Origin of the sequence: Microvirga arsenatis, assembly GCF_009910705.1 — a bacterium.
In the GTDB taxonomy this organism is placed as follows: domain Bacteria; phylum Pseudomonadota; class Alphaproteobacteria; order Rhizobiales; family Beijerinckiaceae; genus Microvirga; species Microvirga arsenatis.
Genome location: NZ_JAAAXJ010000001.1, coordinates 20918 through 41455 on the forward strand (window position 1 = coordinate 20918; position 20538 = coordinate 41455).

General features: G+C 67.7%; 23 protein-coding genes and 1 tRNA gene. 16 read left to right on the forward strand and 8 right to left on the reverse strand.

Going from position 1 to position 20538, the window contains the following annotated elements; all coding sequences use genetic code 11:
• Positions 1–62 precede the first annotated feature (62 nt).
• The 7 genes from GR303_RS00090 (at position 63) to GR303_RS00115 (ending at position 5595) form a co-directional block, all read left to right on the forward strand.
• Positions 63–707 carry a uracil-DNA glycosylase family protein gene (locus GR303_RS00090; RefSeq protein ID WP_201751837.1) on the forward strand — a complete coding sequence of 215 codons (645 nt, stop codon included), beginning with the start codon at positions 63–65 and terminating at the stop codon, positions 705–707.
• Between the two features lie 200 nt (positions 708–907).
• Positions 908–1033, forward strand: coding sequence for a hypothetical protein (locus GR303_RS25085; RefSeq protein ID WP_281351478.1), 126 nt, complete (start codon positions 908–910; stop codon positions 1031–1033).
• A gap of 91 nt (positions 1034–1124) precedes the next feature.
• Positions 1125–1472 (forward strand): hypothetical protein, encoded by a 348-nt coding sequence (locus tag GR303_RS00095; RefSeq protein ID WP_161723209.1) that lies wholly within the window; start codon positions 1125–1127, stop codon positions 1470–1472.
• Positions 1473–1529: 57 nt separating this feature from the next.
• Positions 1530–1751 (forward strand): hypothetical protein, encoded by a 222-nt coding sequence (locus GR303_RS00100; protein WP_161723210.1) that lies wholly within the window; start codon positions 1530–1532, stop codon positions 1749–1751.
• 149 nt (positions 1752–1900) lie between these two features.
• Positions 1901–2692: an enoyl-CoA hydratase-related protein gene (locus GR303_RS00105; RefSeq protein WP_161723211.1), complete on the forward strand. Its 792-nt coding sequence runs from the start codon at positions 1901–1903 to the stop codon at positions 2690–2692.
• A gap of 12 nt (positions 2693–2704) precedes the next feature.
• A complete protein-coding gene (locus tag GR303_RS00110) occupies positions 2705–2911 on the forward strand; it encodes a hypothetical protein (RefSeq protein WP_161723212.1) in 207 nt (68 codons plus the stop codon).
• Between the two features lie 254 nt (positions 2912–3165).
• Positions 3166–5595, forward strand: a complete 2430-nt coding sequence (locus GR303_RS00115) for a caspase family protein (RefSeq protein ID WP_161723213.1) — start codon at positions 3166–3168, stop codon at positions 5593–5595.
• 61 nt (positions 5596–5656) lie between these two features.
• Here the strand turns inward: GR303_RS00115 and GR303_RS00120 are convergent, their stop codons facing one another.
• From GR303_RS00120 to moaA, 3 genes are read right to left on the reverse strand one after another with little or no spacing between them, the layout of a single operon-like run.
• The gene (locus GR303_RS00120) at positions 5657–6523 is read right to left on the reverse strand and encodes an NAD(P)-dependent oxidoreductase (RefSeq protein ID WP_161723214.1); all 867 of its coding nucleotides are present in this window, start codon (positions 6521–6523) and stop codon (positions 5657–5659) included.
• Between the two features lie 60 nt (positions 6524–6583).
• Positions 6584–7369, reverse strand: a complete 786-nt coding sequence (locus GR303_RS00125) for a transporter substrate-binding domain-containing protein (RefSeq protein WP_161723215.1) — start codon at positions 7367–7369, stop codon at positions 6584–6586.
• 16 nt (positions 7370–7385) lie between these two features.
• Entirely contained in the window at positions 7386–8423 is a 1038-nt protein-coding gene (moaA, locus tag GR303_RS00130; protein ID WP_161723216.1) for a GTP 3',8-cyclase MoaA, read from the reverse strand.
• Positions 8424–8514: 91 nt separating this feature from the next.
• Between moaA and GR303_RS00135 the strand changes: the two genes are divergently transcribed.
• Positions 8515–8883 (forward strand): gamma-butyrobetaine hydroxylase family protein, encoded by a 369-nt coding sequence (locus GR303_RS00135; protein WP_161723217.1) that lies wholly within the window; start codon positions 8515–8517, stop codon positions 8881–8883.
• A gap of 142 nt (positions 8884–9025) precedes the next feature.
• On the opposite strand, the gene GR303_RS00140 is transcribed toward GR303_RS00135, so the two are convergent.
• Positions 9026–9610: a L,D-transpeptidase gene (locus tag GR303_RS00140; RefSeq protein ID WP_161723218.1), complete on the reverse strand. Its 585-nt coding sequence runs from the start codon at positions 9608–9610 to the stop codon at positions 9026–9028.
• 246 nt (positions 9611–9856) lie between these two features.
• Here GR303_RS00140 and GR303_RS00145 point away from each other — a divergent pair.
• Positions 9857–9931 (forward strand) — tRNA-Val (locus GR303_RS00145).
• Between the two features lie 67 nt (positions 9932–9998).
• On the opposite strand, the gene GR303_RS00150 is transcribed toward GR303_RS00145, so the two are convergent.
• On the reverse strand, positions 9999–10700 hold the full coding sequence (locus GR303_RS00150) for an HAD family hydrolase (protein WP_201751838.1): 702 nt from the start codon (positions 10698–10700) through the stop codon (positions 9999–10001).
• 90 nt (positions 10701–10790) lie between these two features.
• Between GR303_RS00150 and GR303_RS00155 the strand changes: the two genes are divergently transcribed.
• The 3 genes from GR303_RS00155 to GR303_RS00165 all read left to right on the forward strand — a co-directional run bounded on the left by GR303_RS00155 (position 10791) and on the right by GR303_RS00165 (position 12600).
• Positions 10791–11246 carry a hypothetical protein gene (locus GR303_RS00155; RefSeq protein WP_161723219.1) on the forward strand — a complete coding sequence of 152 codons (456 nt, stop codon included), beginning with the start codon at positions 10791–10793 and terminating at the stop codon, positions 11244–11246.
• Positions 11247–11372: 126 nt separating this feature from the next.
• Entirely contained in the window at positions 11373–12068 is a 696-nt protein-coding gene (gene rpiA / locus GR303_RS00160; protein WP_161723220.1) for a ribose-5-phosphate isomerase RpiA, read from the forward strand.
• A gap of 31 nt (positions 12069–12099) precedes the next feature.
• Positions 12100–12600: a DUF2059 domain-containing protein gene (locus tag GR303_RS00165; protein WP_161723221.1), complete on the forward strand. Its 501-nt coding sequence runs from the start codon at positions 12100–12102 to the stop codon at positions 12598–12600.
• A gap of 66 nt (positions 12601–12666) precedes the next feature.
• Here the strand turns inward: GR303_RS00165 and GR303_RS00170 are convergent, their stop codons facing one another.
• The 3 genes from GR303_RS00170 to GR303_RS00180 all read right to left on the reverse strand — a co-directional run bounded on the left by GR303_RS00170 (position 12667) and on the right by GR303_RS00180 (position 15692).
• A complete protein-coding gene (locus tag GR303_RS00170; RefSeq protein WP_161723222.1) occupies positions 12667–14169 on the reverse strand; it encodes a tripartite tricarboxylate transporter permease in 1503 nt (500 codons plus the stop codon).
• Positions 14170–14177: 8 nt separating this feature from the next.
• Entirely contained in the window at positions 14178–14651 is a 474-nt protein-coding gene (locus GR303_RS00175; RefSeq protein WP_161723223.1) for a tripartite tricarboxylate transporter TctB family protein, read from the reverse strand.
• A 69-nt stretch (positions 14652–14720) separates the two neighbouring features.
• Positions 14721–15692 carry a Bug family tripartite tricarboxylate transporter substrate binding protein gene (locus GR303_RS00180; protein WP_161723224.1) on the reverse strand — a complete coding sequence of 324 codons (972 nt, stop codon included), beginning with the start codon at positions 15690–15692 and terminating at the stop codon, positions 14721–14723.
• Positions 15693–15880: 188 nt separating this feature from the next.
• Between GR303_RS00180 and GR303_RS00185 the strand changes: the two genes are divergently transcribed.
• The 4 genes from GR303_RS00185 to GR303_RS00200 all read left to right on the forward strand — a co-directional run bounded on the left by GR303_RS00185 (position 15881) and on the right by GR303_RS00200 (position 20458).
• The gene (locus GR303_RS00185; protein WP_161723225.1) at positions 15881–17140 is read left to right on the forward strand and encodes an O-antigen ligase family protein; all 1260 of its coding nucleotides are present in this window, start codon (positions 15881–15883) and stop codon (positions 17138–17140) included.
• Complete coding sequence (gor, locus tag GR303_RS00190) at positions 17137–18522, forward strand: glutathione-disulfide reductase (protein WP_161723226.1); 1386 nt, start codon at positions 17137–17139, stop codon at positions 18520–18522. The genes GR303_RS00185 and gor overlap by 4 nt, the downstream gene beginning before the upstream one ends.
• Before the next feature lie 30 nt (positions 18523–18552).
• Positions 18553–18780 carry a hypothetical protein gene (locus tag GR303_RS00195; RefSeq protein ID WP_161723227.1) on the forward strand — a complete coding sequence of 76 codons (228 nt, stop codon included), beginning with the start codon at positions 18553–18555 and terminating at the stop codon, positions 18778–18780.
• A gap of 292 nt (positions 18781–19072) precedes the next feature.
• Positions 19073–20458, forward strand: a complete 1386-nt coding sequence (locus GR303_RS00200; protein WP_161723228.1) for a class II 3-deoxy-7-phosphoheptulonate synthase — start codon at positions 19073–19075, stop codon at positions 20456–20458.
• The last annotated feature ends 80 nt before the right edge of the window (positions 20459–20538 follow it).

The following is a 20538-nucleotide window of genomic DNA, read 5'->3' on the forward strand; positions in this document are numbered from 1 at the left end:
CGCCTTGATCCGCCTCAAAAGGTCGCTTCGACGGTGGCGCCCGGAATCCCCATCTGTCCGGCATGGATTCCCTGCCGAATTTCGACCATCTGGCCGCCCAGCTCAGGGCCTGCCGCATCTGCCGCGACGCGCCGCGCTACGGCACGGCCCTGCCGCACGAGCCGCGCCCGATCATCCAGGGCAGCGCCGCCGCGCGCCTGTGCATCGCGAGCCAGGCGCCCGGCACCCGGGCCCATGCCAGCGGCATCCCCTTCGCGGACCGTTCGGGCACGCGGCTCCGCCACTGGCTCGGGCTCGACGAGGCCGCCTTCTACGACGCCTCCAAGGTCGCCATCGTGCCGATGGGCTCCTGCTTTCCGGGGCAGGATGCGAAGGGCGGCGATCTCGGCCCGCGCCGGGAATGCGCCGAGGCCTGGCGCCGGCCCCTCTTCGAGGCGCTGCCCAATCTCGGTCTCGTCCTGCTGATCGGCCAGTACGCGCAGGCGTGGCACCTGGGGAGCGGCTTCAAGGACGGGCTCACCGAGACGGTGAGGGCCTGGCGCGAGATCCTCGCCGACCCGCGAAAACCCAGGATCCTGCCGCTGCCGCATCCCTCCTGGCGCAACAACGGCTGGCTCAAGAAAAATCCCTGGTTCGAGGCCGACCTGCTGCCGAGGCTGCAGACGGAGGTTTGTGAACTTCTCCAAGCCGCCGATAATAAAAAATAATAAATCTGCAGAAATATATTTAAACGTTAATATGAAATAATAGCGATATTGCGATAAATATTTGGAACGATATGTCTTCAATAGCGTTTATCTAGCATATATCAGGTGATTTCATGACATATGTTCATTCCCATCAAGACGGTGGCTTCTTCGAAGGACGCTCCATGCGCACGGTACGGGCACGATGGAGTCGTCTGTCCATGTTGGATCTCGCGCAGATCAAGACGAAGGACCAGCTGATCGCCAGGGTGGAGGAACTCTATCCGTTGCCGACGGGGATTGCGGCGCGGGACGTGGAAATCTGGCGCCTGGATCGCCGTTCCTGATCGGGGCCACCGGCTTCATCGACCGCAAGGATGCGAACGTCCGTTCGTGTATGGCGGCCTGCACGGACGTCATGCTCGAAGGGAACATCCTATGAAAACCCATCACTACGCCGTCGGAGATCGCGTTCTCTATACGGAGCAGCGGTTCCCCCATCTGGTCTGCAGGCAGCCCTACACCATCGTCGGGTGCCTGGATTCAAGGCGGCCCGAGCCGCAATACCGGATCCGCTCGAGCTCTCGCCCCTTCGACTGCGTGGCGGGCGAAGACGAGCTCAGCCAGGTTGCGTCGCCTGTCGGCGTCTATCGGGCAGCGGAAATATCCGGTCTTCTGGATTTCCCCACCATGGATGATCCTGCGAACCTCAATCTCGTTCCCTGGATGCACCTGCCGCGCAGAGCCCGGCACAGGAACGAGCAGGTTCGCCTGTTCAGGCAATAAGGGTCCTTCCGCCCGCCGCGGCATCCCGCCCGATCTTGCTCTCTGAAGGAGTTCCTCATGTCCGATTATCTCTATGCCTGCGGCCAACTCGTAACATTCACGGCCAAGCGTTTCATCGGTCCCGCGTGGACCGGAGCCTTCGTCATCACCAAGCTGCTGCCCTCGGGCGGCGAAGAACCCCGCTACGAGATCAAGAGCACAGGGGATACCTACAGCCGCGCAGCGCGGGAGAGCGACCTGACGGCTCGGTTCGACGTCTCACAGGCCACCGACCTCTGAGGCGCGGAGGGTCCGAACCGGCCCGCGGCGAAGGCCGTTGATCATCGGCCGTTGGACCGTCGGCCCCGGCTGTGCGGACTGCATTTTGCCGGTTCTCCCATCGCGAATCCGTACTATGTTCGAGCTCGACGATAAGGAGCTTTGACAGCATGAGCCCGACGACCCTGCGCTGCACCGTCGACGGACCGGTCGCGACGATCACCCTCGCGCGGCCCGACAAGATGAACGCGTTCAACGCCACCATGCATGCCGAGCTGCGCGAGGCCCTCGACCAGTGCGAGCGGGACGAGGCGGTGCGCGTGGTCGTGCTGACCGGGGAGGGGCGCGCCTTCTCCTCCGGCCAGGACCTCACGGTGGACCTGAGGCGCGACGAGCAGGGCCGCCTCGACCTCGGGCCTGCCCTGGAGCGGGACTACAACCCGCTGATCCTCCGGCTCTCCGGCTATCCGAAGCCCACCATCGCGGCGCTCAACGGCCCGGCCGTCGGCGCCTCCATGAACATCGCGCTCGCCTGCGACATCGTCGTGGCGGCCCGCTCCGCCTATCTGCAGGAGGCCTTCGCGAAGATCGGCCTGATCCCCGATGCCGGCGGCACCTGGATCCTGCCGCGCCTGATCGGCCCGAAAATGGCACTTGCCCTCATGCTCAGCGCCGAATCCGTTCCGGCCGAGGAGGCGCAGCGCATGGGGCTCGTCTACAAGGTGTTCGACGACGCCTCCTTCGCGGTCGATGTGGCCGCCTTCGCCGCGAAGCTCGCCGCCGGACCGGGGCTCGCCTATCGCCTCACCAAGCAGGCGGTGGCGCAGAGCCTGACGAACGATCTCGAAGCGCAGCTCAAGCTCGAGGCGAAGCTGCAGAGCGAGGCAGGCTCCAGCGACGACTTCATGGAGGGCGTCGCCGCCTTCCGCGAGAAGCGTCCGCCCCGGTTCCAGGGACGCTGAGGAGACAGGCCCATGCGTCCGACCTACTGGATCCTCGGCCTCGCCACCTTGAGCATCGTGATCGGGATATTCATGTCCCGCGACCCCGAGCGCGCCGAACGCCTGTCGCAGATGTACCGGGACGCGGCCCTGACCGGCGAGGCCCGGCAGATGGCCATCATGGGTCTTGCCGTCGCGATCGGCGCCTTCGTGGTCTATCTTACCATGACGCGGCGGTGAATTCGCTTTCGTTGTTTCTGCTGGCTCGCAATGCCCTCCTCTCCCTGTGGAGAGGAGTTGGAAGTGAGGGCCGACACCAGCCGATTGTATGAGAGAGCACAAAGGCTGCCGCAGCCATACCTCTCCCTCAGGGAGGGGTGAGGAAGCGCCTCACCTGCATAAGCCGTCCCGTTTTGTTCACGGTGCATTCAACTGCCTTGGCCTTATTCTCAAGGCATGATCCCGTCACAGCGGGTCGAAGAGGGGCTTGAACCGTGTCTTCCCTGAAACGTGCTGTCGTTTTTGCTGCGTTTGCCTTGATGGCCGCCTTCGGTCAGGCCTCGGCCGCCTTGGCCCAGGATCGGCTCGCCCTCGTGGTCGGGCAGGGCGCCTATGGGGGACGCGGGCTCCCCACCACGGTCAACGATGCGGGCCTGATCGCCCAGACGCTGACTAGCGCCGGTTTCGAGGTGATCCAGGGCCGCGATCTCAATGCCAACGACCTGCGCGCCCTCGTCCGCAGCTTCCTCGACAAGGCGCAGGGCCTTGAGCCCGGCTCCGCCATCGCGGTCTACCTGGCGGGCCACGGGGTGCAGCTCGAGGGCGAGAACTACCTGCTTCCGGTCGACGCCCGCATCGAGCGCGACGTGGACGTGCCCATCGAGGGTTTCCGCCTCTCCGACCTCGTCCGCTCGCTCGAGCGCAGCCCGGCGCAGCTGCGCATCGTCGTGGCCGACATGGCGCGGGACTATCCGCTTGCCGCCACGGGCGAGCCGGTCGCCAAGGGGCTCGCGCTGATGGAGCCGCCGGCGGGCTTCCTGATGGCCTTCTCCTCCGCGCCCAACATCGTCGCCGCGGACGGCCCTGGGCCTTACGGCGCCTATGCCACCGCGCTCGCCGAGATGATCCGCCAGCCGGGCCTCCCCCTCGACGAGGTCTTCGCCCGCACCCGCCTGCGCACCCACGAGGCCACCAACGGCCTGCAGATTCCCTGGCATGCGACCAATCTCGGCGGCGCCTCCTTCGTGTTCTTCGAGCCGGCGGAGGCCTCGGCCCGGCCCCTCGTGCGCGAGGTGCGCCGGATCGAGGACGTGCCGCCCGAGGAGGCCTATGCCATCGCCGTGGAGCGGGACACGATCCCCGCCTACCAGGACTTCCTGCGCCGCTATCCCGACCATCGCCTCGCCCGCCGCGTGACGGCGCTGCTGGCGGCGCGCCGGGAGGCCGTGATCTGGCGCCGCACGCTCGTCCGCAACACCCGCGAGGCCTATTGGACCTATCTGCGCCACTACCCGAACGGCCCCCACGCCGCCGATGCCCGCCGGCGGCTGGCCCGCCTCTCGGCTCCCTTTGCGCCTCCCCAGGTTTTCGAGGAGGTGGTCTACGAGGATCTGCCGCCCCTGCCGGAGGTGGAGCGGATCGAGGTCGTGGAGGTGGTGACCATCATCCGCGACGTGCCCGCGCCGCGGCCGCCGGTCTATCTCCTGCCGCCCCGCGACGAGGACGAGGACTTCATCACCATCATCCGGGAGCCGCCCCCGCCGCCGGTGATGGCCGGCGTGCTGCCGATCCCGGTCGCGATTCCCGTTCCCTACAGGGCGCGGCCGCCGCGCTGGTTCTACCAGCCCATCGCCCCGGTCACCCCGCGCGGGCCCATGGCCATCCCCGTCGCCGCGCCGCCGGTCTTCGACGCTCTCATGGGCGGCGGCGGACCCCGCCCGCGCCGTGCGCCCCGTCCGGAGCAGCCCCAGGTTCCGCGCCAGCCGGGGCTCGCCGCCCCGGTGCGTCCGCTCCCGGTTGCGGTCGATCCGCGCGGGCCGCGCGAGGAGAGGGGAGTTCGGCCGGGCACGCCCGTGACCCGGCCCGCCAGCCTTCCCGCGCGCCCGATTCCCCTGCTCGACCCCAGGATGCCGCGCCCGCCCGTGGATGACGGGCAGGCCGAGCGCCGGGACCGGCGGCCGGTCCTGCGCGACCTCGAGCAGCGAGCCCCCCGCCCCGAGGCTCCCGTCCGCGATGCCGTGCGCCCCAGGGATCCCCGGCTCGATGCGGGCGAGATCCTCCCGCGCGAGCCTCGCCCCGACCGTCCGCGCCTCGGCGTGGAGCGCCCGGACCGGGAGAGGATCGAGCGCGATCTCGAACGCCGCGATGCCGCGCGGCCCCTGCGGCCCGGCCTCGACCGGCCGGGCTTCATGCAGCCTGTGCCGGAGGAGCGCCGTCCCCGGCGCGAGGCCGATGTGCCGCGCCCGCGCCTGGAGCGCCCCGACGCGGCGGAGCGCCCGGGCAGGGACAATCCCGTCCGCGCCATGCGGCCCTCCTTCGACGAGCCTCGCCCCGACCGCCCGGTGCGGATCGAGCCGCGCGGCAACGACGATGCGAGGCGCGACGAACGGGCGGAGCGCCGGCTGCGCCAGCTCCAGGAGGAACGCTTCATGTCGCGTCCCGTGCCCCGGGCGGAACGACCCGAGGCTCCCGCCTTCCAGCCGCGTCCCATGCCGCGGTTCGAGGCGCCCGTGGAGCGCCCCCGGCCGCCGCGTCTCGACGTGCAGCGCGCCTTCCCCGAAGCGCCGCGGCCGATGGCCCAGCCGCGCCCCGAACGCATGGACCGGCCTCAGTTCCGTCCCGAGCCCTCCGGCGGCGGGCGGCCCAACAGGGGCGACGATGGCCCGCGCTGCCGTCCCGGACGGCCCTGTCCCGAGGTCCGATGATGCAAAAACGCCGGAGCCCCGGGCTCCGGCGTTTTTCGATGCGGGCAGATGAGCCGGTTGCTTACTTTTCGAGCCGGGCGATGAGGCTCGACGTGTCCCAGCGGTTGCCGCCCATCTTCTGGACCTCCGCATAGAACTGATCGACCAGGGCCGTGACCGGCAGGCTGGCGCCGTTCTTGCGCGCCTCGCCGAGCACGATGGACAGGTCCTTGCGCATCCAGTCCACGGCGAAGCCGAAATCGAACTTGCCCTGGTTCATGGTCTTGCCGCGGTTCTCCATCTGCCAGGAGCCGGCGGCGCCCTTGGAGATCACGTCCAGCACCGCCTCGATGTCGAGGCCGGCCTTCTTGCCGAAATGGATGCCTTCCGCGAGCCCCTGCACCACGCCTGCGATGCAGATCTGGTTGATCATCTTCGTGAGCTGGCCGGAGCCCGCCGGCCCCAGGAGGCGGCAGGCGCGGGCAAAGCTCATGATGACGGGCTCGGCCCTGGCGTAGGTCTGCGCATCGCCGCCGCACATCACCGTGAGCACGCCGTTCTCCGCGCCCGCCTGGCCGCCGGAGACCGGAGCGTCGATGAAGCCAAAGCCCTTCTCCTTGGCGGCCGCATCGAGCTCGCGCGCGACTTCCGCCGAGGCGGTGCTGTGGTCGACGAAGATCGTGCCCGCTCCCATGCCCTGGAAGGCGCCGTCGGGGCCGAGCGTCACCTGGCGCAGGTCCTCGTCGTTGCCCACGCAGGCGAACACGATCTCCTGGCCCTCGGCGGCCTCGCGCGGGGTCGCGGCGGCGCGGCCGCCATTCTCCGACACCCATTTCTCGGCCTTGGCCCCCGTGCGGTTGTAGACCGTCACGTCGTGTCCCTTCGCCTTGAGGTGGCGCGCCATGGGATAGCCCATCACGCCGAGCCCGAGGAATGCAACCTTCGCCATCGTCCGCTCCCTGGAATATTCTTCAGTTCTAAAAAGTGAGCGTGCGCCGGTCAAACGGCTCTACTTGATATCGAAGGAAAAATATTTGGCGCGGATCCGGTCGTAGGTTCCGTCGGCCTTCACCTGGGCGATGGCGCGGTTGAACCGCTCGCGCAGGGCCTCGTCCTCCTTGCGCAGGGCGATGCCGTAGGCCTCGCGCCTGTAGGCGGGCTCCGCCGGCGCGTCGCCGAGGATGTGGCAGCAGCCGCCCTCCCGGCTTTCGAGGAACTTCGACAGGAGAAGCTCGTCGGCGAAGACCGCATCGATGCGCCCGACGAGGAGGTCGAGATTGGCCTCGTCGGCCTTGGCGTAGAGGACGATCTCGGAATCCTTGTAGAAGGTCTTGAGATAGGCCTCGTGATCGGTGCGCTCGATGGTGCCGATCTTCTTGCCGGCCATCGCGGCAGGCGTCACCTCGCCTGCCGCCGTCTCCTTCGATCCGATGAACACGGCGGGGATGCGGTAATAGGGATCGGAGAAGGCGACGCGCTTCTGGCGCCGCTCCGTGATCTCCAGCGACGACATGATCGCATCGTATTCCCGCTTCAGCAGGCCTCGGATGATGCCGTCCCACTCGTGCTGCACGAGTTCGCATTCCGCCTTCATCGCCTCGCAGAGGCTCTTGAGCAGGTCGACCTCGAAGCCCTGGAGCTCGCCGTTGCCATCGATGAAGTTGAAGGGCGGGTAGGCCCCCTCGACCGCGACGCGGATGACGGTCCTCGGCTGCGGCGCGGCTTCCTGGGCGGCGGCGGCGAACAGGCCGAGCCCGAGGACCAGGCCCGCGGCAGCCGCCAGCTTGCGGGCCATGCTCGCCATCCCGCGCCTAGCCACCCGTGACGCTCATGTGCCGGCCGACCGCCGGGCGGGCGTGGCGCCGGTCGATGACGAAGTCGTGGCCCTTCGGCTTGCGGGCGATGGCGTCCACGATGGCGCGTTCGAGCTGGTCGTTGCTCTCGGCATTGCGCACGGGCGTGCGCAGGTCGGCGGCGTCCTCCTGGCCCAGGCACATGAAGAGCTGGCCCGTGCAGGTCAGCCGCACCCGGTTGCAGCTTTCGCAGAAATTGTGCGTCATCGGCGTGATGAAGCCGAGCCGCCCGCCGGTCTCCTTCACCCGCACGTAGCGGGCCGGGCCGCCGGTGCGGTAGTCGAGGTCCTCCAGGGTGTAGCGGGCGGCAAGGCGGGCGCGGACCGCCGAGAGGGGCAGGAACTGGTCGATGCGCTGCCCGTCGATCTCGCCGAGCGGCATCACCTCGATGAGGGTGAGGTCCATGCCCCGGCCGTGGGACCATTCCAGGAGGCGCTCCAGCTCGTCCTCGTTGACGTCCTTCAGCGCCACCGCGTTGATCTTGATGCTCAGGCCCGCCGCCTGCGCGGCGTCGATCCCCTGCAGCACCTTCGGCAGCTCGCCCCAGCGGGTGATGCTGCGGAACTTGTCCTCGTCGAGGGTGTCGAGGGAGACGTTGATGCGCCTCACCCCGCAGGCGGCAAGATCCTTCGCGTAGCGGGCCAGCTGCGAGCCGTTGGTGGTGACGGTGAGCTCGTCCAGGGCGCCGGAATCCAGGTGCCGGGAGAGGGAGCGGAACAGGGTCATGATGTCCCGCCGCACCAGGGGCTCGCCGCCGGTGATGCGCAGCTTGCGCACGCCGCGGCCGACGAAGACGGAGCAGATGCGGTCCAGCTCCTCCAGGGTGAGCAGGTCGCGCTTGGGCAGGAAGGCCATGTCCTCGGACATGCAATAGACGCAGCGGAAGTCGCAGCGGTCCGTCACCGAGACCCGCAGATAGGTGATCGCCCGGCCGAAGGGGTCGAGCAGGGACCGGCCGGGGGCGGAATTCTCAGGCTGGGCCGGGAGGGCTCCCATGGCGGAGAGATCCTTGTTCGCGCACGCTTGCGTTCAACTTGCTCTTCAAGCAGTTAGCGTGAAATCGCAAACCAGGGAAGGGGCTGAGCCTATGACATCGGAGCGCTGGCCGACGGAACTGCGCCTTTCCAGGGACAGGCGCACCTTGAGCATCGCCTTCGACGACGGCGCCGCCTTCGAGCTTCCGGCCGAGTATCTGCGGGTGACGAGCCCCTCGGCGGAGGTCCAGGGGCACAGCCCGGCCGAACGCAGGACCGTGCCGGGCAAGAGGGATGTGGAGATCATCGGCGTGGAGCCGGTGGGCAACTACGCCGTGAAGCTCGTCTTCGACGACCTGCACGACACCGGCATTTACGGCTGGGACTATCTCTACCGGCTCGGGGCGGAGCGGGAGGAGAAGTGGCGGGCCTATCTCGACGATCTGGCGGCCAAGGGGCTGTCGCGGGATCGGGGGCGGTGACAGGGAGGTCATTCTCTCCCCGCTTGCCCGTCATCACCGGCCTTGTGCCGGTGATCCCGATCGGAAAAGCTTGGCGCCTCACATCATGGGGATGGCCGGCACGAGGCCGGCCATGACGTGCGTCGTTTCTGATCGGGGGAACTTACCGCAGCACCACCACGCGCGCGCCGACCTTGGCGCGGTTGTAGAGGTCGACCACATCCTCGTTGGTCATGCGGATGCAGCCGGAGGAGACCGCCTCGCCGATGGTCTCCGGCTCGTTGGAGCCGTGGATGCGATAGATGGTGCTGCCGATGTAGAGGGCGCGGGCGCCGAGCGGGTTGTCGGGACCGCCCTTCATGTAGCGCGGCAGGTCGGGGCGGCGCCTGAGCATGGCCGCCGGCGGGCGCCAGTCGGGCCATTCTCGCTTCATGGTGATGGAATGGGTCCCCGCCCAGGTGAAGCCGGGCCGGCCCACGCCGACGCCGTACTGGACGGCCTGTCCGTTGCCGAGCACGTACCAGAGGCGGCGCTCGCTGGTCGACACGACGATGGTGCCCGGAGCATAGCGTCCGCTAAAGGAGACAACCTGCCGCGGAACGGGGGAGGCCTGAGCCCTGAAGCTCTCCTCCACGGTTGAGAGCGGCTGGCGGGTGAGCGGATCGATGGCGGTGAATGCCGCAGCCGGCGTCGCCGTCGCGACGAAGGCGCAGACAAGCCCGGAGAGGGCAGCGCGGGTGCGTCCCATTATTGCCTCGGATAAAACATGGTTTCGACGGGTATGTGTCTGCTAGAACGCAACAGCCCCGCTTCGGATCCCATGAATAGCCCCGACCGGCTACAAAATCCTAGTGCGAAATTGCCTCAATTCCGCCACGTCGTAAGCAAGCCGTTAAAGCCGAGGCGCCACATTCCGCGTAACAAAATACTTCGGGCCCGCGCTGCTTCTTTGGCTTGACGCCGGGGGCTCGGCGCCTTTAGAAGGCCCTTGTCAGGGCGCGTAGCTCAGCGGGAGAGCATTCGCTTCACACGCGAAGGGTCACAGGTTCAATCCCTGTCGCGCCCACCATTCCTTCCTGACGGACAAGCTTCACAAGTTCGTGTGCACGCAGCGCGCCGGCACGCTTTCATGCGCGTCAGGCGGCCAGGGGCCGCATCAGGCGCTGGACGGCGGGAAACAGCTCGTCGAAATGCTTGATCACGAGGTCCGGCCCCAGCCGCTGCACCGGCACGTCGGTGTAGCCGAAGGGCACGGCGACGACCGGGACGCCGGCGTTCTGCGCCGTGACGATATCCGTGCGCGAATCCCCGATCATCACGGCCCGCTTGGGCGAGCCGCCCGCCCGCTCGATGGTCAGCGTCAGGTGCCGCGGGTCCGGCTTGAAGTAGCGGAAGGTGTCGCGGCCGCAATTGGCCGCGAAGCGATGGCCGATGCCGAGCTCGTGCAGCAGCTTGACCGAGTGCTCCTCCACCTTGTTGGTGCAGACCGCGAGGAGGAAGCCGGCCTCCTCCAGCCGGTCGAGGGCCTCGATGACGCCGGGATAGAGCCGGGTCCGCACGCAGATGTTCTCCCCGTAATGAACCATGAACTGCCGGAACAGGGCTTCGAGATGGTCCGGGGTCAGCTCCTTGCCGGCGGCCTCGAAGCCGCGCTGGATCAGGGCCCGGGCGCCGGCGCCGATCATGTCGCGCGCCTTCCTCAAGGGCAGGGGTGCCAGCCCCTCCTGCTCCAGGATCACGTTCAGGGTTCCGACGAGGTCGCCGGCCGTGTCTGCCAGGGTTCCATCGAGGTCGAAGACCGCGATGGGCGAGACGTTGTGCGGGGTATCAATGGCCATGAAGGTCGGCTACCTGCTGGGGGCAAGGGAATCAAGCACGGGAATGATAAGGTCTCATGGTTGATTCGTTCTTACCGGATGGAGTGTTGAATGCGGCCTTTTGGTTCCGCGGCGTTCATTTCCGCAGCCCTGGCGTTCGGGGGCTTTTCCGCCTCCGCCCTGGCTGCATCCTATGATTTCGTTCCCGCTCCCCAGACCGACCTGAACCGTATTTATAGGATCGATCGGATCACCGGCGAGGTCAGCTCCTGCCAGTACGGCCTTCAGGAGGGCACGATCGGGGTGACCCTGTGCTTCAGCGCCGGCGAGGGCGCGGGCCCCCAGGCGCCCGGCGAGTACGGGCTGGTCGCCTCCCGCCACGAGCGGGAAGGGGGCGTGTTCCGGGTCAATTACCGCACCGGCCAGATGAGCATCTGCTACGTCTTCGACGAGCGGGTGGTCTGCACGCCCCAGACCAATCCCTCGCCGACCACCTCGAGCGCGGCGCCGCCGGTGTCGACGCCGAGCGTGAGCCCGGGAACCGGAGCCTCGCCGCAGCGTCCCTGATTGCTCCATGCGGGCGTTCGGCGATCCTTCATCCGTGAAACGTTCTTTCTTCCAGGCGCTCCGGCGTGCTAGAGGCGGGCCAAGAGGCCCCGCAGGCCGGAGCGAACCCAGTTCCAGAGGATATCCGTGAGCGACACTCTCAAGCGCGCCGCAGCCGAACGGGCTGCCCAGCTCGTCACAGACGGCATGAGGCTCGGTCTCGGCACCGGCTCGACGGCGGCGCATTTCGTCGCGGCCATCGGCGCCCGGGTCCGGGGCGGGCTGAAGGTCGTGGGCGTCCCCACCTCGGAGGCCACCCGCGAGCAGGCCCTGCGCGAGGGCATTTCCTTAAGCACCCTGGACGAGACGCCCGACCTCGACCTGACGGTCGACGGAGCCGACGAGCTCGACGACGACCTGCGCCTCATCAAGGGCGGCGGCGGCGCGCTCCTGCGGGAGAAGATCGTCGCCTCCTCGAGCCAGCGGATGATCGTGATCGCGGACGGATCGAAGCGGGTGCCCAAGCTCGGGCGCTTCCCGCTGCCCATCGAGGTGGTGCCCTTCGGCCTCACGGCCACCGAGCGCGCCATCGCCCGGCTGCTCGACTCCCTCTCCATGACCGGCGAGCTGCGCCTGCGGCGCGCCGCCGACGGCGCGCCCTACGTCACGGATGGCGGCCATTTCATTCTCGATGCGCATCTCGGGCGCATCGACAAGCCGAACGTGCTTGCCTCGACGCTGAACAACATCCCCGGCGTCGTCGAGCACGGTCTTTTCCTGGGCCTTGCCACCGGCGCGATTCTCGCCACCGCTGACGGGCTCGTCGAACTCGGTCAGCTCTGACCCTGAAGCCATGACGATTGGAGCCTTAACAATGATCCGCAACGCCTCACGCCTGGCCGCGACCTCGGTCGCGCTGTTCATGCTCGCCAGCCCGGTCTTCGCCCAGGCGCAGCCGAGCGCCAGCCATCTCGCCCTCGCGCGCGAAGTCGCCATCAGCTCCGGCATGACGCGCTCGTTCGACGCCATGGTCGAGCCGTTCCTCGAGCAGCTGCAGCAGATGAACGTGACCCGCCCGGAGATCAAGAACGACCTCACCCAGGTCGTGGCCCAGCTGCGCCCCGAGCTCGAGCAGCACAAGCAGAAGATGGTCGACAACGCGGCCAAGGCCTTCGCGAGCCGCCTGTCCGAGGCGGAGCTGCGGGACATCTCCAATTTCTACAAGTCGCCCGCGGGCATGAAATACGTTCAGGTCCAGCCGGGCGTCCTCGACGACATCGTGCGGGACCTCGCCACCTGGACGCAGCAGACCGCGCAGTTCGTCATGACCCGCGCCCGGGAGGAAATGGGCAAGCGCGGCCACCAGCTGCAGTAAGCGGCGCCTGAAACCGCTGACAATGCGAAAGGCCCGGGCAATTCCCGGGCCTTTCCTGTTGGAGGATCAATCTTCGACGGCCCTGAACCGCCCCAGCCCCTTGAGGAAGAAGGGGGCGACGAGGGCGAGCAGGGCGATGGCGAGAAGCGTCGCCGAGATCGGGCTCTGGAGCAGGGTCATCGGATCGCCCAGGCTGATCGACAGCGCCCGGCGCAGCTGGCTCTCGGCAATGGGCCCCAGGATCAGGCCGACGATCACGGGGGCGATGGGATAGTCGAAGCGCCGCATCAGGAAGCCGAGCGCGCCGAACACGGTCAGCATCATGAGCTCCACCGGGGAGGGATTGGCCGCGATCGTTCCCATGGTGGCGAAGACCAGGATGCCGGCATAGAGCCAGGGCTGGGGAATGGCGAGAAGCCGGACCCACAGGCCCACGAGCGGCAGGTTCAGCACGAGCAGCATGCCGTTGGCGATGAACAGGCTCGCGATCAGGCCCCAGACCACCTCGGGCCTCTCCGCGAAGAGCAGGGGGCCCGGGTTCAGGTTGTATTGCTGGAAGCCGGCCAGCAGCATGGCGGCGGTGGCTGAGGTCGGCAGTCCCAGGGTCAGAAGCGGGACGAGGGTGCCCGCGGCGGCCGCGTTGTTGGCGGCCTCCGGGCCGGCCACGCCTTCGATGGCGCCCTTGCCGAAATCCTCCGGGTGCTTCGTCAGGCGCCTCTCGGTGGCATAGGAGAGGAAGGTCGGGATCTCGGCGCCGCCCGCGGGCAGGGCGCCGATGGGAAAGCCGTAGGCCGTGCCGCGCAGCCACGGCTTCCAGGAGCGCTTCCAGTCCTCCCTGGTCATCCAGAGGGAGCCGCGGATCGCCTCGAGCCTCTCCTCCTGGATGTGGCGGCGGGAGGCGACGTAGAGCGCCTCTCCCACGGCGAAGAGGCCCACCGCCAGGGTCGTGACCTCGACGCCGTCGTACAGCGCCTGGACGCCGAAGCTCAGGCGCGTCTGGCCGGACAGGAGGTCGATGCCCACGAGGCCGAGCATCAGGCCGATGAAGAGGCTCGTCAGGCCGCGGATGGGAGAATCGCCGAAGGTGGCGGAGACCGTCACGAAGGCCACGCACATGAGCGCGAAGTAATCCTCGGGCCCGAAGCTGACGGCGATGTCGACCAGGTAGGGCGCCAGAAGCGTCAGGCCGAGCGTCGCGATGGTGCCGGCCACGAAGGAGCCGATGGCGGCGGTGGCGAGCGCGGGGCCGCCGCGTCCCGCCTTGGCCATCAGGTTGCCTTCGAGGGCCGTGGCCATGGAGGCGCTTTCACCCGGGGCGTTGATGAGGATGGCCGTGGTCGAGCCGCCGTACATGCCGCCGTAGTAGATGCCCGCGAACATGATGATGGAGCCGGCGGGATCGAGCTTGAAGGTGATCGGCAGGAGGAGCGCCACGGTGAGCGCCGGCCCGATGCCGGGAAGGACGCCGACGGCGGTGCCGAGAAGGACGCCGATGAGCGCGAACAGGAGGTTCATCGGCTGGATGGCGACGGCGAGGCCGCCGGCAAGGGAGGTGAAGGCTTCTTCCATGGCAGGCCTCAGAACAGGCGCTCGAGCGGCCCGGCCGGCAGGGACAGGGTCAGGAGCTTGACGAAGAGCAGGTAGATGACGGCGGCGATGGCGGCGCCGATGCCGAGATCGGTGACGAAGGCCCGGCGTCCGAAGGCCGTGGAGGTCGCGGCAAAGAGCAGGGCCGTGCCGATCATGAAGCCGCCGCCGAAGGCGATCAGGGCGATCAGGCAGGCCAGGGCCCCGAGAACGAGGACGATCGGCTTCCAGTCGAGGCTGTCGCGGGCGGGAAGATCGCCGCGGAAGGCGGAGACGGCGTTGCCGACGGCAAGCAGGGTCAGTCCGGCCGAGACGATGATGGGCATGACCTTCGGGCCAAGGTCGTAGGGGGAGAGGATCTGAAGGGAGCTCATGTCCCACCAGACGAGGCCGGCGAGAAGGAGGAGGACGAGGGCGATGACGAGGCCCGCCACGTCGATGCGCCGCTGGGAGGAGAAGGCCATGGCAATTCCTAAAGAAGAAGCGCCGCGCTTTCGGAACGCGGCGCCTCAGGCGTCATTCTAGGCTTGAGCTTAGGACTTCACCAGCCCCACGGCGGTGAGCACTTCCTTCGTGCGGGTCTGCTCTTCGGCAAGAATCTTGGCGAAGGCATCGCCGGAGACATAGGCGTCCTCCCAGCCCTTGGCCTTCAGGATCTCCTGCCACTCCTTCGACTTCGCCATCTTGTCCATGGCCTCGGTCAGGGCCTTCTTCTGGTCGGCGGAGATGCCGGGAGGCGCCACGACGGCGCGCCAGTTGGCGATCTCGAGGTCGATGCCCTGCTCCTTGATGGAGGGCACGTCCACATTGGCCGTCTTCTTGGCCGAGGTGAGGCCGATGAGGCGCAGCTTGCCGGCCTTCACCTGGCTCTCGAACTCGCCGTAGCCGGAGATACCGGCCGTCACCTTGCCGCCGAGGATGGCCGCCAGGGCCTCGCCGCCGCCGGAGAAGGGGATGTAGTTGATCTTGGTCGGGTCGGCACCCGCAGCCTTGGCGAAGAGGGCCGCAGCGATGTGGTCGACGCCGCCGGCCGAACCGCCGGCCCAGGTCACCTTGGCCGGATCGGCCTTGATGGCGGCGGCGAGGTCCTTCGCGTTCTTGATCGGCGAATCGGCCGGCACCACGATCGCCTCGTATTCCGTCGTCAGGCGGGCGATGGGCGTGGTCTGGTCGAGGGTGACGGGCGACTTGTTGGTGAGCAGCGCGCCCACCATGACGTAGCCCATGACCATGAGCTGGTTGCCGTCGCCCTTGGAGTTGTTGACGAGCTGGGCGATGCCGATGGAGCCGCCGGCGCCAGGAACGTTGGTGACCTGCGCGCTCTTGGCGATGCCCGCCTGGGTCAGGGCCTGCTGCATGGAGCGAGCCGTCTGGTCCCAGCCGCCGCCCGGCGCTGCCGGAGCCATGATCTTGAGCTCCATCTGAGCTGCCGCCGATGTCACGAATCCCGCTACGGCCGCCGCAGCGAGCGCGCTGCGCCAAAGACCTCTACGAAACTGGCTCATACTGTTTCCTCCTTCGACGCCGGATCGGTCCGGCCGTCCTGCGGCAGAGCCTAAGGCTGCTTTCCGAGGGGGGCAAGCGCCGGAGCAGGGGCCCGGATGCGGTATTCGTCGGAGGTGCGGCTGCGCGGCAGACATATGATGCGCTCGGTCCTTTATTACAGGCGAGGCTTCGCGTAAGAGCGTAACTCATGAGCACCCCTCACGCGACCATTCCCGGCAGCCTCGGGCCCGCGAACCATGCGCGCCTGGCTCACGGGTTATGGAAGGCCTCGGCGCTGGTCTTCGTCGCCATGCCCGTGGGAATGGTGATCGCCCACCGCTCCAGCCCGGCCTTCATCGTTCTGAGCGCCGCGCTGGCCCTCGCGGCGGTGGCGGCGGAGGGCCGGCTGCGCCCGCTCATGCGCGAGGCCGCGTCCATGCTGGCGTCGCCGCTGGCGATCGCCGTGCTCGCCTTCTTCGGCTGGTGCCTCATCTCCATCGGCTGGAGCGAGTTCAAGGCGGTGTCGCTCAACGCCTTCGGGGAGTTCTGGCTTCCCATCGCAGCAGCCTTCGTCCTTTCGCTGACACTCGCCCGGCGGATGCCGCGGCGGATGTTCCGGCTCCTGACCTGGGCCTTCCTGATCGCCAGCATCATGATCCTCCTGGAACTGGCAACAGGTCTGGCCCTCCGCAGGGCGATCGGCCTGCGGGCGGATTCCTTCATCTTCAACCGTCCCGTGCTCACGCTCCTGATGCTCGTCCCCCCGCTGATCGCCTGGTTCCTGAGCCGGGGACGGCGCGGCTGGTTCTACGGTCTGGGGCTCCTGCTGGTGTTTTCCGCCACGACCCTCCGGTCCGAGAGCGATGCGGCGGTCCTGGGCCTTCTCATCGTCGGGCTCAGCGTGCCGTTCGCCTGGTATGCGCCGCGGGCGACCTGCGCGCTTGCGGCCCTGGCCTTCCTCATCGCCATGGGCATCTCGCCCATCGTCGGGCCGATCACGAACCACCTCATTCCCGCCTCGGTGCACACAATGCTCGCCAGCGGCCATTCCCGCGAGCGGGTCGCGCTCTGGACGAGCTTCGGCGCCGCTGTGCGCAAGCAGCCCTTTCTGGGCGGCGGCTTCGGCGTGAGCCCCCGCATGGCGGAGACGGCGGTGGCCCAGAAGGTGCCGGTCGATCAGAGGCGCATGCTGGCCATCGGCCATCCGCACAACGCCGCCCTGCAGATCTGGAGCGAACTCGGGGCGGTCGGCGCCGTTCTGGCCTTGGGAATCATCTTCCTGATCCTCTACCATGTGGCGAGGCAGCCCCGCGCCATCGGCAGCGTGTCCCTGGCCCTGATCGCCGGCGCCGCGCCGGTGGCCCTAGTCGGGCACGGCGCTTGGCAGGGCTGGTGGGCGGCATCCCTCGGGGCTGCCATCATATGGCTCCTCGTCATCGCCAGGCTTCGTTCGGAGAGCAGATTATGACCCCATTCGATGTTGATCTCTTCGTCATCGGAGGCGGGTCCGGCGGGGTCCGTGCTGCCCGCATCGCGGCGGGCTACGGCGCCAAGGTCATGCTCGCGGAGGAGTACCGGGTCGGCGGGACCTGCGTGATCCGGGGCTGCGTGCCGAAGAAGCTGATGGTCTATGCCAGCCGCTTCGCCGACGAGTTCCACGAGGCGGAGGGGTTCGGCTGGAGCGTCGGGGAGACCCGCTTCGACTGGGCGACCCTGATCCGCAACAAGGACAGGGAGATCGACCGGCTGGAGGGCATCTACCGGGCGAACCTGGAAAAGGCGGGCGTCGAGATCGTGGACAGCCGGGCGGTGATCGAGGACGCCCATACGGTCCACGTGCTCAAGACCGGCGCCCGCATCCGCGCCCGCTACATCCTCGTGGCGGTCGGCGCCCATCCGACGATGGATCCTCCCATTCCCGGGGGCGAGCTCGGCATCACCTCCAACGAGGTCTTCCATCTGGCGACGCAGCCCCGGCGCATCCTGATCGTGGGCGGCGGCTATATCGCCGTGGAATTCGCGGGGGTCTTCGCCGGGCTCGGCAGCCGGGTCACGCTCCTGCACCGGGGCGACAAGCTCCTGCGCGGCTTCGACGAGGATGTGCGCGACGCGCTGGGCGAGGCCTACCGGCAGCGCGGGATCGATCTTGTCCTGGGCAGGACCCTGTCCCGCCTGGAGCGGACGGGGGAGGGCATCGCCGCCACCTTGAGCGACGGCTCGACCCTCACGGTCGATCAGGTGCTCGTCGCCACCGGGCGGCGGCCCAACACCAAGGGGCTCGGCTTGGAGACGGCAGGCATCGCCGTCGACGAGGTCGGGGCGATCCCGGTCGATGCCTATTCCCAGACGATCACCCCCTCGGTCTATGCGGTGGGCGACGTCACCAACCGGGCGAATCTGACCCCCATCGCCATCCGCGAGGGCCATGCCTTCGCGGACACGGTGTTCGGGGGCAAGCCCACCATCGTGGACCACGACCTCATCCCGACCGCCGTGTTCTCGACCCCGGAAATCGGGGTGATCGGCTGCGGCGAGGCGGCGGCCCGGGCGATCTACGGGGACATCGACGTCTACAAGACCGCCTTCCGGCCCATGAAGGCCACGCTCTCCGGGGGCAAGGACCGGGTCTTCATGAAGCTCATCGTGGAGAAGGCCACCGACAAGGTGGTCGGCGTCCACATCATGGGGCACGACGCGGGCGAGATGATCCAGCTTGCCGGCATCGCCGTCACCATGGGCGCCACCAAGGCCGATTTCGACCGCACCGTCGCGGTTCACCCAACGGCAGCGGAGGAATTGGTCACCATGCGCACGCCGGTGGTGGTCAAGAAGCCCGAGGCGGTGGGGTAAAGAAACAGGGTGGTAGCCGAGGGTTATAGCGTGAGCTTGATCCACAATGAACAGACCAAGCTGACGGCCACGGCGCTCAACAACGTTGCCGTCGCATTCGTGATTGCCGGCTTCGTGGGGCCGATGGTGGCCGTGGGCTATGGGTCGGACGCGATGCCAAGGGATGCGATCGCCATCCTCGTGAGCATCATTTGGCTTTTCGTCGGCTTTATCCTACATTCCCTAGCGAAGTTGATATTGAGAGACCTGAAGCCATGACCCTCCTGGAAGCCTATGTCTATTTTGGCATCCCGGTCATTGCCGTTGCGATGGGGTTTGGCGCCCTGTGGATGTCCCGGCGCGAGAGCCGTCAGCGCCACGCACGCTAGAGATCATCTTTTCCACGACCTGAAGTGGGGGCTTGGCCGAATTGCCGCGGCATGCGTTCTCCCCAGGCATGGTGTCGCTCCGACGCACTCGCCTTTTCGTTCATGTCGTGTATAGGTGCCGTTCCATGCCGCTTGTTGCGGCGCACGATGAGCATCGAAGAAAGGACACGGGGGTTTGTGTCATGACCGAGCGGTGGACGCCCGACAGCTGGAGAAACAAGCCGATCCAGCAGGTTCCGGCCTATCCGGACCTTGAGGCGCTTGAGAGCGTCGAGCAGCAGCTCGCCGGCTTTCCTCCGCTCGTCTTTGCGGGCGAAGCCCGCAAGCTGAAGCGCGACCTCGCCAAGGTCGCCAAGGGCGAGGCCTTCCTGCTCCAGGGCGGCGACTGCGCCGAGAGCTTCGCCGAGCATTCGGCGGACAACATCCGCGACTTCTTCCGCCTGTTCCTGCAGATGGCCGTCGTGCTCACCTATGCGGGCGGCTCGCCCGTGGTGAAGGTCGGCCGCGTGGCCGGCCAGTTCGCCAAGCCGCGCTCGGCCCCGACCGAGACCATCGACGGGGTGGAGCTGCCGAGCTACCGCGGCGACATCATCAGCGACATCGCCTTCACGCCGGAGGCCCGCACGCCCGATCCGCGCCGCCAGCTCATGGCCTATCGCCAGTCGGCCGCGACGCTCAACCTGATCCGCGCCTTCGCCACCGGCGGCTATGCCAATCTCGAGAACGCCCATCGCTGGATGCTCGGCTTCGTGAAGGATTCGCCGCAATCCTCGCGCTACAGCGAGCTGGCCGAGCGCATCACCGAGAGCCTGAACTTCATGCGGGCCATCGGCATCGATCCCGAGACGCATCCCGAGATGCGCTCGACGGATTTCTACACCAGCCACGAGGCCCTGCTGCTCGGCTACGAGGAGGCCCTGACCCGCGTCGATTCCACGACCGGCGACTGGTATGCCACCTCCGGCCACATGCTCTGGATCGGCGACCGCACCCGCCAGGTGGACCATGCCCATGTGGAATACATGCGCGGCATCAGGAACCCGATCGGCCTCAAATGCGGCCCGTCGCTCTCGCCCGACGGGCTGCTCCGGCTCATCGACGCCCTGAACCCCACCGACGAGGCCGGCCGCCTGACCCTGATCTGCCGCTTCGGCGCCGAGAAGGTGGCCGATCACCTGCCGGGCCTGATCCGCGCGGTGCAGAAGGAAGGCCGCACGGTGGTGTGGTCCTGCGATCCGATGCACGGCAACACCATCAAGGCGGCCTCCGGCTACAAGACCCGGCCCTTCGAGCGCGTCATGGGCGAGGTGCGGGACTTCTTCGCCATCCACCAGGCGGAAGGGACGCATGCGGGCGGCATCCACCTGGAGATGACCGGCAAGAACGTGACCGAATGCACCGGCGGCGCCCGCGCGCTCACCGATGCGGACCTCTCGGACCGCTATCACACCTATTGCGACCCGCGCCTCAACGCGGAGCAGGCGCTGGAAATCGCGTTCCTGACCTCGGAGCTCATCAAGCGCGAGCGCCAGTCAAGGGAACAGCCCACCGCCCTGGCGGCGGAATAAAGGATTGGTCGGACTAAGAAAAAGGGGCGCTTCCGGCGCCCCTTTTTCTTTTACGCATACGCTACACTACAGTAATCGAA